The following is a 13,332-nucleotide window of genomic DNA, read 5'->3' on the forward strand; positions in this document are numbered from 1 at the left end:
CCCGCGCCCACACCCGCGCCGGCCACTACTCGGCCGACGTACCCGCCCCCGCCCCGTACAGCGCGTGCGCGCCCCGCAGCACGAGGTCGTCGCGATGGCGCGCCGCGACGATCTGGAGCCCGATGGGCAGCCCGTCCCCGTCGACTCCCACCGGGACGGTGGCCGCCGGCTGCTGGGTCATGTTGAAGGGGTACGTGAACGGCGTCCACCCCGTCCACCGCCGGTGCCCGGACCCCTTCGGCACCTCCGCGCCCGCCTCGAACGCCGTGATCGGCACGGTCGGGGTGACCAGCAGGTCGTAGCGGTCGTGGAAGCGGCCCATCCGGCGGCCCAGGCCCATCCGGACGTCCACCGCGGCCAGGTACTCCAGCGCCGAGTACCGGGCCCCGGCACCGCAGATCTCCCGCAGCCCCGGATCGAGTTGTTCCCGCTGCTCACGGGTGAGGTGCTGGGCCACCCGTGCCGCACCGGCGAACCACAGGGTGTGGAAGGCCTCCACCGGGTCGGTGAGATCGGGGTCGGTCTCCTCGACGTACGCGCCGAGCCCGGCCAGCCGCTCCACCGCCCGCCGCACCGCCGCCGCGACCTCCGGACGCACCGCGACCTGCCCGCCCAGCGACGGCGAGTACGCCACCCGCAGCCCGCGCACCCCGCCCGCGAGCCCCTCCGAGAACGAGCCGGACGCCGGCCCGAGCGCCGACCAGTCACGGGAGTCCGGGCCGCCGATCACATCCATCAGCAGTGCCGCGTCCGCCGCGTCCCGGGTCATCGGACCGACGTGCGCCAGCGTGCCGAACGCGCTCGCCGGATACAGCGGCACCCTCCCGTACGTCGGCTTCAGTGCGAAGATCCCGCAGAACGCGGCCGGGATCCGGACACTGCCCCCGCCGTCCGTGCCCAGGGCGAGGGGTCCCGCGCCCAGCGCCACGGCCGCCGCCGCGCCCCCGCTGGACCCGCCCGCCGTGCGTGTCGGGTCGTGCGGGTTGCGCGTGACACCGCTCAGCGGCGAGTCCGTCACGCCCTTCCAGCCGAACTCGGGGGTCGTGGTCTTGCCCAGGAACACCGCGCCGTGCTCGCGCAGCCGGGCAACCGAGGGCGCGTCCTCGTCCCAGCGGCCCGCCGCCGGGTCGATGGTCCGCGAGCCCTTCAGGGTCGGGGCGCCGCGCAGCAGCAGGATGTCCTTCACCGTGACCGGCACCCCGTCCAGCAGCCCGCACGGCTCACCGCGCCGCCACCGCTCCTCGGACGCCCGCGCCTGCTCCAGCGCCTCCTCGGCCAGCAGCCGGACGAACGCGTTCACCTCCGGCTGGATCTCCTCCGCCCGCTCCAGCGCCGCCCGGACCACCTCCACCGGGCTGAACTCGCCTTCGCGGTAACCATCGAGGAGTCGTACGGCGGTCAGCTCGGTGAGCTCGGACATGCGGCCTCCTGGAGACGTCAGTGACCCGGTACATACCCGCGCTGCTTGTCGACCACGTTCTCCAGCGGCCGGCCCGCCGCCCACAGCTCGAACAACTCCACGAACTGCTCGCCGAGTTCGTCCCGCCAGCCGACCGTGTCCCCGCTCATGTGCGGCGACACGACCAGTCCCGGGAGCTGCCACAGGGGACTGTCCGGGGTGAGCGGCTCGTTCTCGAATACGTCCAGCGCGGCGCCCGCGATCCAGCGCCGCCGCACCGCCTCGGCCAGCGCGTCCTCCACGACGAGCTGTCCCCGGCCGACGTTGACGAAGTGCGCGGACGGCTGCATCACACCGAAGCGGCGGGCGTCGAACATGCCGCGCGTCGACTCCGTCAGCGGCGCCGCGGCGATCACCCAGTCCGCGCGGGCCAGCAGCCGGTCGAGATCGTCCGGGCCGTGCACACCGGCCCGTGCGGTGCGCCCTACCAGGGCCGCCTTGACGCCGAGCGCGCCGAGCGTGCCGGCGATCGCCCGGCCGATGGGCCCGGAGCCGACCACGACGGCACGGGTCCCGGCGACCCTGCGGGACTCCCGGTGCCGCCAGGTCCGCTCCCGCTGGAGGTCCAGCGTCCGCGGCAGGTCCTTGGCGAAGGCGAGGACGAGCGCGGCGACGTACTCGGCGATCGGCCGGTCGAAGACGCCGCGCGCGTTGGTGACCACCGTGTCGGAGGCGGCGAGTTCCGGACAGAGCAGATGGTCCACGCCCGCGCTCGCCGTGTGCACCCAGCGTGGCCGGGGCCCCTCGCCCGGCCACGCCTCGCGCACCGCGTGCGAGGTGAAGTCCCACACCAGCAGCACGTCCGCGGACGGCAGGCGCCCGGCGAGCGTCGAGGCGTCCGCGTGCTCCACCCGCACCCGGCCGGTGAGCCTGCCGAGGCGGGGGAGCGGGTCGGCGTCGAGCACGAGCAGCGTGGGGGTGGTCATGAGCCGCCGTTTCTCCGGGCTGGCCGGGGTCTTCGGGAGGGTGATGCCGGTGTTCTCGGGAGGGCGGTGGCGGGGTCTTCGGGAAGGAAATGGCCGGAGTCTGAGATGCGCGGATTGACCACGCTCGCACCCCAACCTACCGTCGTCAACACGGGCGTTCTCGCGATCCGTTGTGTGCTCGTCTCCCAGCGTGAGGCCGGTGCTGACATGGACGTCTCCTTTCTCGGTGGCCCCGGCCCGCAACGCGGTGTCGGTGTCGTCGCCCCCTTCGACTTCGCGCTGGACCGCGAGCTGTGGCGCTGGGTGCCGGACGAGGTGTCCCTGCACCTCACCCGCACGCCGTACGTGCCGGTCGAGGTGAGTCTCGACCTGGCCCGGCTGATCAGCGAGCACGAGACGCTCGGCGACGCGGTGCGCACCCTCACCGCGGTCGCGCCCGAGGTCGTCGCCTACGCCTGCACGTCGGGCAGCTTCGTCGGCGGGATCGTCGGCGAGCGCGCGATGTGCGAGGCGATGAGCAGGGCCGGCGCGGTCCCGGCCGTCACCACCTCCGGCGCGCTCCTCGAAGCCCTGGTGGAACTGGACGTACGCCGGGTCGCCCTGGTCACGCCGTACACCGTGTCGGTCACCCGGGCGTTGGAGAGCTATGTCGCGCGGGCTGGCGTCACGGTCACCGGGTGCGCGTACATGGGGCTGACCCGGCAGATCTGGAAGGTCACCTACCGAGAGGTGGTGGACATGGCCCGGCGGGCCGCGGTCCACGGCCGGCTCGGCGCGGCGGACGCGCTGTTCCTCTCCTGCACCAATCTGCCGACCTACGACGTCATCCCGCAGCTCGAAGCCGAACTGCGCATACCGGTCATCTCGGCCAACCAGGTGACCATGTGGGCGGCGTTGCGCCGATTGGGTACCCGGGCGGTGGGACCGTATCAGGCGCTGATCGACGCGTCGGCGCGCTCCGGGACCGTACTGCCGGGCCAGGCGTCCGGCTCCGTACTTCCGGATGTACCGGACGTGCCGAACGTGCCGGAAGAGAAGCAGCAGGAAGGCTGGACATGACCGCACTGGGATTCCTCTACCCGGGCCACTCCGCAGAGGACGACTATCCGCGTATCGAGCAGTTGCTGGGCAGCGACATCCGGGTGGACCTGGTGCACACCGACATCGGTGAGGACGCGCACCGGGTGGACGCGCTGTTGCAGATGGGCGCGCCCGAGCGGTTGGCGGCCGGCCTCCAGCAGTTGCGCCTCTCGGGCGCCGAGGCGGTGGTGTGGGCCTGCACCAGCGGCAGCTTCGTGCACGGCTGGGAGGGCGCCCACGAGCAGGTGCGCAACCTCGCCAGGGCGGCGGGCATGCCGGCGTCGTCGACGTCGTTCGCCTTCATGCACGCGGCGCAGGAGGTCGGGGCGCGGCGGGTCGCCGTGGGCGCGACCTACCCGGACGACGTGGCCGTGCTCTTCGCCGGGTTCCTGCGGGCCGGCGGCGTGGAGGTGACCGGGGTGCGCAGCTCCGGGATCGTCACGGCGGCGGAGGTCGGCACCTGGGGCGAGGAGGAGGTGTTCGCCCTGGCCCGCGCGGCCGACACCCCGGACGCGGACGCGCTGCTGCTGCCGGACACGGCCCTGCACACGGTGGCGCACATCCCCGCCCTGGAGAAGGAGCTGGGCAAGCCGGTCCTGACCGCCAACCAGGTCACGGTCTGGGAGGCCCTCAGGCTGGCGGACCGCAGGGTGAACGCTCCCGGACTGGGGGCGCTGTTCACGCGGGAACCGATCGTGCAGGTCTGACCGTCCCGCACACGGAAGAACCCCGGTCCCGCTTCCGCGGGCCGGGGTTCTGTTCGAGCGCCGGGCAGGCCTTGCACCTGCATCTCCCCACAGGAAGTGGGGCGTCTTTCCTTGGACCACCAACGCATGTCCACTGTCGGGGGGCGACCCCCTCAGCGAGCAAGATGATCGTATCGCATGATCGTCGAGTGCGCACACCGCCGGGTGCCGGGGGATGCCGGGAAAGGGGGGAGGGAATAACCGGGGACCGTCTCCTGTTACGTCGCGCAGCGAACGTCACACCCCACAGGAGGCACCCCACCATGGCCGCAGACGCCGCAGAGGAGATCCGGGGCACCGCCCACGGCACCGCACCCGTCCCGCTCTCCGTGCTGGACCTGGTGACCGTCGGCGCGGGCCGGACCGCCACCGACGCCCTGCGGACCAGCGTGGACATCGCCCGCCTCGCCGAGTCCCGCGGCTTCCACCGCTACTGGGTCGCCGAGCACCACTCCATGCCCGGGGTGGCCTCCTCCTCGCCCGCCGTGATCCTGGCGCACCTCGCCGCGCACACCGAGCGCATCCGCCTGGGCTCCGGCGGGGTGATGCTGCCCAACCACGCGCCGCTGGTCATCGCCGAGCAGTTCGGCACGCTGGAGGCCATGGCACCGGGGCGGGTCGACCTCGGCCTCGGCCGCGCCCCCGGCACCGACGGCGCCACCGCGGCCGCCCTGCGCCGCAGCGACCGGCTGAACGAGGGCGCCGACGACTTCCCCCAGCAGCTCGCCGAGCTCACCCGCTTCCTCGACGACGACTTCCCCGACGGCCACCCCTACCGCCGCATCCACGCCGTCCCCGGCCCGGTGCAGGCGACCTCGCCCGGCGGTGTGCAGTCCCCGCACCGCCCGCCGATCTGGCTGCTCGGCTCCTCCGGCTTCAGCGCCCGGCTGGCCGGCATGCTCGGCCTGCCCTTCGCCTTCGCCCACCACTTCTCGGCCCAGAACACCGTCCCCGCCCTGGACCTCTACCGCGAGACCTTCCGCCCCAGCGAGGTCCTGGACGCGCCCTACGCCCTCATCGGCGTCTCCGCGCTCGCCACGGACGACGAGAAGGAGGCCCGCCGCCAGGTGCTGGCCGCCGCGCTCAACATGGTCCGGCTGCGCACCGGCCGTCCCGGCCTGGTCCCCACCCCTCAGGAGGCGGAGGCGTACGACTTCAGCCCCATGGAGCGGGAGTTCGTCGACTCCTGGAACGCCAACGTCATCCACGGCACCCCCGACGAGGTCCGCGCCGGCCTGGACGACCTGCAGAAGCGCACCGGCGCCGACGAGCTGATGCTCACCGCCAACGCCCACGGCGGCGACGTACGCCTGCGCTCCTACGAACTGGTAGCCGACGCCTACGGATTGCCCACGCCCGCCTGAACCCCGGGCGTGCCCAGCAGCTCGGAGATGCGGTCCGGCGACACCGGACGGGAGTACAGCCACCCCTGACCGGTGTCGCACCCGATCCGGCGCAGCCTCGTCGCCTGCGCCGACGTCTCCACGCACTCCGCGGTGACCGTCAGGCCGAGCCGGTGGGCGAGCTGCACCATCGCCTCGACGATGACCTCGTCCGCCGGGTTCGGCGGGGCGGCGGCGCGCTCCTCGTACTGGAAGCCCCGTACGAAGGAGCCGTCCAGCTTCAGCACCGACACCGGCAGCCGGCTGAGGTAGGCCAGGTTCGAGTAGCCGGTGCCGAAGTCGTCGATGGCGATGCGTACGCCCATGTCGCTGAGCGCCTTCAGGGCCTGGATCGGCCGGCCGGAGGAGCCCATCACCGCCGACTCGGTCAGTTCCAGTTGCAGCAGCTCCGGTTCCAGGCCCGTCTCCTTCAGGGTGTCGGCGACGTCCGCCACCAGGTCGGAGTCCCACACCTGGCGGACCGCTACGTTCACGCTGACGAAGATCGGCGGCCCGTCCGGGTGCTGCACCTGCCAGTCGCGGGCCTGCCGGCAGGCGGTGCGCAGCACCCAGCGGCCGAGCGGCACGATCGAGCCGTCCTCCTCCGCCAGTGAGATGAACCGATTCGGCGTCAGCGTGCCGAATCGTGGATGGTGCCAGCGGATCAGCGCCTCCACGCCGTGCACCCGGTCGTCCTCCATGCCCACCAGCGGCTGGTACTCCAGCGCGAACTCGCCCCGGTCGATGGCGGGGCGCAGCGTGGACGCGAGGGCCTGGCGGGTCACGCGGGAGGCGTTGCGTTCCGGGTCGAACAGCGTCCAGCGGGCCTTTCCGTCGGCCTTCGCCCAGTACAGCGTCGTGTCGGCGGCCTGCATCAGCGCGGTGGGCGTGGTCCCGGCGGCATGCCGCTCGACCACCCCGATCGACGCCGACACCGACAGCCTGCGCCCGGAGAGGTCGAAGGGCGCCTGGATCGCGTCGAGCAGCGACTCGGCGAGGTCGGCGAGCTGCTCGGTGCCGGTGGAGTCCTCGACCAGCAGCGCGAACTCGTCCCCGCCGAGCCGGGCGACCAGCGGGGTGCCGGTCCTGGCCGCGTCCTTCGCGCACTGTTTGAGCCGTTCGGCTACGGCGGCGAGGAGCTGGTCGCCGACGCGGTGGCCCAGGGTGTCGTTGACGGCCTTGAACCCGTCCAGGTCGAGGTAGCACAGCCCGATCCGGCCGGTGCCGCCCTCCTCGTACGATTCCGCCTCCAGCGCGGCCGTCAGCCGTTCGAAGAACAGGGTGCGGTTGGGCAGCCGGGTCACCGGGTCGTGCATCCGCAGGTGGCGCAGCTGCGCCTGGAGTTCGTGGTGGTCGCCGATGTCGGCGACCGACAGCAGCACGCCCCCGTCGTCGGCGGGCAGCGGGGCGACCGTCACCCGCACCCACAGCGCGTGCCCCTCCGGGTGCTTCAGCCGGCGGGTGCAGCGCAGCCGGGACCGCCGTCCGCGCAGCAGCTCCCGGTAGGCGTGCCAGGTACGGGCGTCGGAGGCCAGGTCCACCAGGTCGGCGGCGACGGCACCGGCCAGGGTCTCCGGATCGCGGCCCAGCAGGGTGGCGAGGGCCGCGTTGGCGCCGGTCACCATGCCCTCGCGGTCGACGACGGCCATGGCGAGCGGCGCGGCCGTGAAGACGGAGCGGTACGACGGGGACGGCGGGGGTGACGGGGACGGCGGGGGTGACGGGGACGGCGGGGGCGGGGATTCCGTACGCGGAGACGTGGTGATCTCACTCTCTGTGACCGTCGGCCGGTTGAGTTCCGCCGCGGGCGCCGGCCCTTCGGACGTTCCGCTCACCGCTCGCTCCCGCAGTGCACTCGATCGCTGTCCGTGCAGAAAGTCTCAGAGTCTCAGGAAAGTGTGCCGATCATAAGGGCCCACGCCGGGGCCTTCCAGCCACTGTCCGGTCTCCAGGACGGATCCGCATCCCTGCCCGACCGTTTCTGCCCGCCGGTGGACGGCTTCTGCTCCCCTCCGACCAGTTGTGACGTTCCGTGAGTGTGCGAGGTGTCGGTCCCGCCCGGTCCCGCCCGAATACCCGCGTTTCTCACTCGTCCGGTGCAGCCGAACAGGGCGTAGTACGACAAATACACACAATCTGGGTGCGGTGTCCCGTGAACCGTCTCCCGGAGGTCCCCGTGCCGCGTCAGCTCACCCCGAGAGGACTCGGCCGTGAGGCTCTTCGGCGGAGGCTGGGGCGACTGGGCCGATCGGGTGCACCGGGTGCACCGGGTGCGTCAGGCGTACGGGGCGTGCGCCCCCGGCTGCGCAGCACCGCCGCGATGTGCACCACCATGTCGGCGCTCGCGGCGACCTCGATGGTGAGCGTCCCCTCCGTCGCCGAGCCCTTCTCCGCGGCGCCCTGCGCCCTCACCCGCACCACCGCCCACCACTCCGAGGGCCTGGACACCTGGAACGCCGCCTACCCCCGCCCCGCGCGGAGCCTGGACGCGGTGATGGTCTTCCTCTCCTTCCCCGACTCCCATCCCCTGACCACGCCCGCCGAACTCGCCGCCGACCACTTCCCCGCCACCAGCCACTTCTTCGAGCGGGCCTCCTACGGCAGGTTCACCCTGCGTCCGCACCCCCTGCGGCAGTGGTTCCGGATGCCGCGCCCCTCCACGGAGTACGCCATACAGCGCGACTGGACCGTCACCCACCGGGCCGCCTACCTGCGGGACGCGCTCGCCGTGACCGACCGGCACGTCGACTTCTCGCGCTACGACATCGTGTACTTCGTCGCCGACCCGGACGCGCCGGGCGTGGACTCCGACGCCACGAAGGTCGTCAACCTGGACACCCCGCTGCGCGCCGACGGCACCGACATCCGCCGGGTCGTCACGGTCTTCGAGAACCACCCCCCGGACCGGCTCGTCCTCGCCCACGAGACCGGCCACGTCTTCGACCTGCCGGACCTCTACCACCGGCCCGTGGACGGCAAGGGCGACTGGGACACCCACGTCGGCGACTGGGACCTCATGGGCAGCCAGTTCGCCCTCGCACCCGACCTCTTCGGCTGGCACAAGTGGAAGCTGGGCTGGCTGGAGTCCCGGCAGGTGCGGTGCGTGCAGGACGCGGGGCCGGTACGGCTGACACTGGAGCCGCTCGGGGCGGGACCGGGGACGCCGGTGACGGGTGCCGCCGGGGCGCCGTCCTTCGGTCTCGGCCGGGGCACCAAGCTCGCGGTGGTGCGCACCGGCCCCGACAGCGTGCTCGCCTTCGAGGCCCGGGGGCCGGTCGGCAACGACACGAGGGCCTGCCGGCAGGGGGTGCTGGTGTACCGGGTGAGCAGCGGCACCCGGTCCGGACGCGGCCCCATCGAGGTCGTCGACGCCCACCCGCACACCGAGGCGTGCTGGGAGGACTCGGTCTACCCGCCGCTCGCCGACGCCCCGGTCGCCCTCGGCGAGAGCTTCACGGTGCCGGGGGAGTCCGTACGGGTGGAGGTGGAGGGACGTACGCCGTCGGGGGCGTGGACGGTGAGGATCACCACACGGTAGATGCGACGAAGGCCCCTCGCTTCCGCGAGGGGCCTTCATCGTGTCGTGCGCCGCCAGGGACTCGAACCCCGGACCCGCTGATTAAGAGTCAGCTGCTCTAACCAACTGAGCTAGCGGCGCCTGCTGACGTCGTAGACATTAGCATCCTGGTCGGCGGGAGGAAAAATCGAAATCCGCACGGCCGCGCGGGCCGCCCTCACGGCCGCCCACAGCAGCACCTCCGGGCCCGGCAGCCAGGGGTGACGGGTGTCCGGGGCGACGAGCCAGCGGGAGCCGGAACGGGGGGTGGGCGCGGGGACGGTCACGGCGTCGCCGGGGCCGTGGCACAGCAGGGGCGGGACACCGTCGGTCCGCGTGCCGTGGGCACCCCACTCCTCCCACTCCATGAGGGCCGGGAGCCGCTGTGCCGTACCCGGCGCGGCGAACAGCAGCGTCCGCCCCCGGAACTCCGCCACCGGCCCCGACCCCGGACCCTCGTCCCACATCCGGTCCAGCATCCGCCGCCCGAAGATCGCGGGCACGCTCACCACGTCGAAGACCACACCGCAGGGCAGCACGACCGGCGCGTCCGGCCGCTCCCCCCAGTGCGAGAGCGTGCTGCGCGGATACGTCCCCGCCGAGGCGAGCCAGGCGGCACCGTCGGGGGTGACGCCGCTGACGTCGAAGGCATTCCGTGTGCTGCTCATGACGGACAGATCTACCGTGAGTGAGGGAACGCTTCCGTAGGGTTGCGGGAATCGGGGACGCGGGGGCGGGGGAGGGGGTATCTTGCCCACCCGGCATATGCGCATGCGCGTCTGTGCGGGTGGTACGGGCCGTACGAGCTGTACAGGGCCGTACGAGCCATACGGGCTGTACGCGCTATACGGGATCGGCGTGCCCGGAGCCGACGCTGCCGCCCTCGCCGCCCCGCATCAGATCCCGGCCGAACTCGACCATCTTCTTCGCGTAGTCCTCGGTCCACTCGGCCCGCTCGGCGATGTCCGCCGGCGTCAGCCGGTCGAAGCGGCGAGGATCGGCGAGCTGGGCCGCCGCCACCGCCTGGAACTCCGTCGCCCGGTCCGCGGCGGCACGGAACGCGAGCGTCAGCTCGGTCGCCCGCTCCAGCAGCGCCCGGGGGTCCTCGATCGACTCCAGGTCGAAGAAGTGCTCGGGATCCGAGGCCGCCTCCGCGGGCTCGAACAGCAGGGGCGCGGGGCGTAGCCGCGGCTGCTCCCGGCGCGGCGCGTGCTCCGCCATGACTTCTCCTTCATACGTCGCGATCGACCCCCCGACGGGCGGGCCACCGTCCATTGTCCCGCGCCCCCGCAAGAGGGCCTGAGGGCTACGCCCTCGGGCACCGCGTGAATGGCTTCCCAGCCGTCCGGGCCGTATGCATCGCTCCGTCCGCCGCCGGAGAAGGCTTGTGTCAGATCAGGGTCTGGGTGAGTTCGTTCCGCGTCGACGTGTGGATCAGGCGGCCGTGCGCCCCGTCGACGATCGGCATGCCGTCCATGCGTTGCCCGAGGGCCACCTCGTATCCGCGTGCCTCCACATCACGGATGGCCACCTGGAGGCGTTCACGGAGCGCCTCGGGGACTTCGCTGGACGGAGAGGTGATTCCGACGCGAGGACGGTCGAGGAGGCGCAGGGAAGCGGCACACGACACTCCTTGGTGAACCGCCACCAAGACTCACATAGCAATCGGCAAACGTAACGATCATCACGTGCGCTAAGTGGATCTTGTGACGTCATGGTCCGGTTGCTGCCCGTTGACCTGACGCTCTGTTGAGAGTTTGGCTACCGGAAGCAACTGTGCGGGCGGGGTGTGGCGGGGGTGTGGAGCCGAAGTGGTGGCTGACCTCGGGCTTTCGTGAAGCGGGCCGTCCGGTGGGCGGTCAGGGAGCCGGAAAGCCCCTCTGATCAAGGCCGGCTGTCACGCGCCGAAGCCCCACCTTTGTCCTGTACATGATTGCCAGGGGGGCCGCATGGTGTGGAGATCTCCTCACACGGACGAACTATCGATGGAGATGTGATGAAGAGTATCCGCTTGAAGAAAAGGACGACCGCCCTCGCTGCGTCCTTCGCGGCCGTCGCGGCCGTGATGGCGACCGCCGGGCCGGCGCGTGCAGCGGAGTACACGACCTCCGACAACTGCAATGTTCCATGGATCACCTGCTCGTACGGTGATCTGTGGTTGTTCTACAACTCGAAGGACATCGCCGTCCAGGACGGCTACATCAAGTCGGCGTACACGACGTTCTACAGCAACGTGTCCGACCACTGGGGCACGAGCCAGTACCAGGGATCGTCGCTGACGACTTACCGGTACGTCTTCGGCAGCGGCGGCAACGGCAACGGCCAGTACATGAAGAACAACGCGGCGTCCGTGCAGAACTGCGCCCGGGACGACAACTACCGCGTGTACTACAACTCCGGTTACGGCGGCACCTCCCAGTATTTCGCGAAGAACGGCCCCTACGGGGACTGCAACCTCACCAACCTGATCTCCGCGCTGAAGAACAACAACGCGTCCTCCCACTTCGCTTAAGAAGGAACCCCCGTGAAGCGCATCAAGCGGACCGCCACCGCCGTAGCCCTGGCCGCTTCGGCTCTCCTGGTCAGTGCCTGCTCCTCCGGCACGACTCCGGAGACCGCGGAGAACGTGGCCGACGACAGACCGATCGTGAACAAGGAGAACTGGCCCAAGAAGGTCCCCACCAGTGGTCTGACCAAGGATCTGACCCTTCCGCTGGAGGCGTACATGGCCTCCTACGAGGACCAGGTCACCGTCGAGCAGGCCGCCAACGACCTCCAGCAGTCCTGCATGAAGGACTACGGCATCGACCTGACGCTGCCGCGGGCGGGCGCCAACCCGCCCCCCAGTGACAACGACGCCAACATCGAACGCCGTTACGGCCTCACCGACCGGGCCGAGGCCGAGAAGTACGGCTACGAGCTCCCCCCGGCGCTGCAGGAGCACACCAGGCAGACCATGCGTGATCTGTCCGGTGTCGAGGTCGAGGTCCTGACCGGCCACACCAAGCCCGAACCGCTCAAGGCCCCCGAGGGGGCCGAGAAGGGGGAGTCGTTCGTCGGCCCCGGCCAGGGCGTCAAGCCCGCTCGGGCCGAGTACAACGGGAAGAAGCTGAAGACGGGCGGCTGCATCGGCTGGTCCAAGGACCAGCTCGGCGTGCAGGAGGCCGACCCGGTCATGGTGGCGGAGCTCGCCGGGGACAGCCTGGTGGAGTCGATGAAGGACGACAAGGTCGTCAAGGCTGTCGCCGCGTGGTCGTCGTGCATGGACGACAAGGGACACCCCGGTCTCGCCGATCCGTACAAGGCGATGGACCAGGGTGTCACGATCGACGGGAAACCGTCGCAGGAGTCCATCGCCCTGGCGGTCGACGACATCGACTGCAAGGAGCAGACGGACCTGGTGAAGATCTGGTTCGGTGTGGAGACCGCGATCCAGAACAAGCAGATCACCGACAACAAGAGCCGGCTGACCGGCATCAAGGAGCAGCACGGCAAGGAAGTCGCCGCCGCGCGCAAGCAGGTGGCGGCTTCCGCTCGATGACGGCCGACACGGAGCCTTCTCCGGCCTGACGGCGTCGGCCGCGTGTCGGTCGGGTCTGCGGAACGACGAAGCTCCTGGTGGACGGGTTCTCGACCGAGATCGCCCGCAGCCACCAGGAGCTTCGCGTGCTTGTCCACCCGTCGTCGACCGGCCTGTCCAGTCGCACCCTGCCGCCGACCGGCCGGATCGCCGCCGTGGCCCCGTCGGTGCCGGGGCGCGGCCGAGGCCGACGCCGACGCGGCCCGGTCCGGGACCCGTGACCGCGCGAGGTCAGATCGTGCCGGCTTCGATGGCCCGCTCCAGATCGACGTCGACGCAGAGCAACCGGACGTCGGCCTCCGCCGTCACCGTCCTCACAGCCACCTCGATGCCCCTCTTGAACTCCGGCTCCCAGTACCGGACACCCGAGACGACGACCGGATGGAAGCCCGTGCGCCCCAGCACCGTGAACTTCCCGTCGCGCTCCAGCACCGAGAGTGTCACCTCGTTGTCGATGCGCTCGTCGCGGATCACCTCATGGATCGCTTGCCGCGCTTCCTCGGCCTGTTACCGGGAGACGAGTCCACGGACGTCCAGTTCGATGCGTAGGTTCACAGACATGGCGGGCACCCTAACAGTCCTGCTGGTCAACGGCCCTGTACA

The 13,332-nt window shown here is 71.3% G+C and carries 13 protein-coding genes and 1 tRNA gene; 6 read left to right on the top strand and 8 right to left on the bottom strand.

Translation table 11 applies throughout. The features are described from left to right. Window positions 1-25 precede the first annotated feature (25 nt). Together AMK33_RS06130 and AMK33_RS06135 are read right to left on the bottom strand one after the other, a co-directional pair. The gene (locus AMK33_RS06130; RefSeq protein ID WP_073931704.1) at window positions 26-1,420 is read right to left on the bottom strand and encodes an amidase; all 1,395 of its coding nucleotides are present in this window, start codon (window positions 1,418-1,420) and stop codon (window positions 26-28) included. Window positions 1,421-1,437: 17 nt separating this feature from the next. After that, complete coding sequence (locus AMK33_RS06135) at window positions 1,438-2,385, bottom strand: D-2-hydroxyacid dehydrogenase (RefSeq protein ID WP_073931705.1); 948 nt, start codon at window positions 2,383-2,385, stop codon at window positions 1,438-1,440. A 207-nt stretch (window positions 2,386-2,592) separates the two neighbouring features. Between AMK33_RS06135 and AMK33_RS06140 the strand changes: the two genes are divergently transcribed. The 3 genes from AMK33_RS06140 to AMK33_RS06150 all read left to right on the top strand — a co-directional run bounded on the left by AMK33_RS06140 (window position 2,593) and on the right by AMK33_RS06150 (window position 5,575). Beyond that, window positions 2,593-3,444 (top strand): maleate cis-trans isomerase family protein, encoded by an 852-nt coding sequence (locus AMK33_RS06140; RefSeq protein ID WP_073931706.1) that lies wholly within the window; start codon window positions 2,593-2,595, stop codon window positions 3,442-3,444. After that, window positions 3,441-4,172 carry a maleate cis-trans isomerase family protein gene (locus tag AMK33_RS06145; RefSeq protein ID WP_073931707.1) on the top strand — a complete coding sequence of 244 codons (732 nt, stop codon included), beginning with the start codon at window positions 3,441-3,443 and terminating at the stop codon, window positions 4,170-4,172. The genes AMK33_RS06140 and AMK33_RS06145 overlap by 4 nt, the downstream gene beginning before the upstream one ends. Before the next feature lie 302 nt (window positions 4,173-4,474). Further along, window positions 4,475-5,575 carry an LLM class flavin-dependent oxidoreductase gene (locus tag AMK33_RS06150; protein ID WP_073931708.1) on the top strand — a complete coding sequence of 367 codons (1,101 nt, stop codon included), beginning with the start codon at window positions 4,475-4,477 and terminating at the stop codon, window positions 5,573-5,575. On the opposite strand, the gene AMK33_RS06155 is transcribed toward AMK33_RS06150, so the two are convergent. Continuing rightward, entirely contained in the window at window positions 5,551-7,428 is a 1,878-nt protein-coding gene (locus AMK33_RS06155) for a putative bifunctional diguanylate cyclase/phosphodiesterase (RefSeq protein ID WP_073931709.1), read from the bottom strand. The genes AMK33_RS06150 and AMK33_RS06155 overlap by 25 nt on opposite strands. 485 nt (window positions 7,429-7,913) lie before the next feature. Between AMK33_RS06155 and AMK33_RS06165 the strand changes: the two genes are divergently transcribed. After that, the gene (locus AMK33_RS06165) at window positions 7,914-9,131 is read left to right on the top strand and encodes a M6 family metalloprotease domain-containing protein (protein WP_073932056.1); all 1,218 of its coding nucleotides are present in this window, start codon (window positions 7,914-7,916) and stop codon (window positions 9,129-9,131) included. Between the two features lie 46 nt (window positions 9,132-9,177). Here the strand turns inward: AMK33_RS06165 and AMK33_RS06170 are convergent. From AMK33_RS06170 to AMK33_RS43685, 4 genes are all read right to left on the bottom strand, one after another. Continuing rightward, window positions 9,178-9,251, bottom strand: a tRNA-Lys gene (locus AMK33_RS06170). Next, on the bottom strand, window positions 9,242-9,817 hold the full coding sequence (locus AMK33_RS06175; RefSeq protein ID WP_073931710.1) for a bifunctional DNA primase/polymerase: 576 nt from the start codon (window positions 9,815-9,817) through the stop codon (window positions 9,242-9,244). Before AMK33_RS06175 ends, AMK33_RS06170 begins: the two co-directional genes overlap by 10 nt. 175 nt (window positions 9,818-9,992) lie before the next feature. Then, the gene (locus AMK33_RS06180) at window positions 9,993-10,370 is read right to left on the bottom strand and encodes a hypothetical protein (RefSeq protein ID WP_073931711.1); all 378 of its coding nucleotides are present in this window, start codon (window positions 10,368-10,370) and stop codon (window positions 9,993-9,995) included. Between the two features lie 169 nt (window positions 10,371-10,539). After that, the gene (locus tag AMK33_RS43685) at window positions 10,540-10,680 is read right to left on the bottom strand and encodes a hypothetical protein (RefSeq protein WP_235617992.1); all 141 of its coding nucleotides are present in this window, start codon (window positions 10,678-10,680) and stop codon (window positions 10,540-10,542) included. A 465-nt stretch (window positions 10,681-11,145) separates the two neighbouring features. Between AMK33_RS43685 and AMK33_RS06185 the strand changes: the two genes are divergently transcribed. Further along, window positions 11,146-11,661: a hypothetical protein gene (locus tag AMK33_RS06185; RefSeq protein WP_073931712.1), complete on the top strand. Its 516-nt coding sequence runs from the start codon at window positions 11,146-11,148 to the stop codon at window positions 11,659-11,661. Between the two features lie 12 nt (window positions 11,662-11,673). Further along, window positions 11,674-12,690: a hypothetical protein gene (locus AMK33_RS06190; RefSeq protein WP_073931713.1), complete on the top strand. Its 1,017-nt coding sequence runs from the start codon at window positions 11,674-11,676 to the stop codon at window positions 12,688-12,690. A 270-nt stretch (window positions 12,691-12,960) separates the two neighbouring features. Here the strand turns inward: AMK33_RS06190 and AMK33_RS06195 are convergent, their stop codons facing one another. After that, on the bottom strand, window positions 12,961-13,203 hold the full coding sequence (locus AMK33_RS06195; RefSeq protein ID WP_073931714.1) for a hypothetical protein: 243 nt from the start codon (window positions 13,201-13,203) through the stop codon (window positions 12,961-12,963). Between the last annotated feature and the right edge of the window lie 129 nt (window positions 13,204-13,332).

Origin of the sequence: Streptomyces sp. CB02400 (assembly GCF_001905725.1) — a bacterium.
GTDB lineage: Bacteria > Actinomycetota > Actinomycetes > Streptomycetales > Streptomycetaceae > Streptomyces > Streptomyces atrovirens.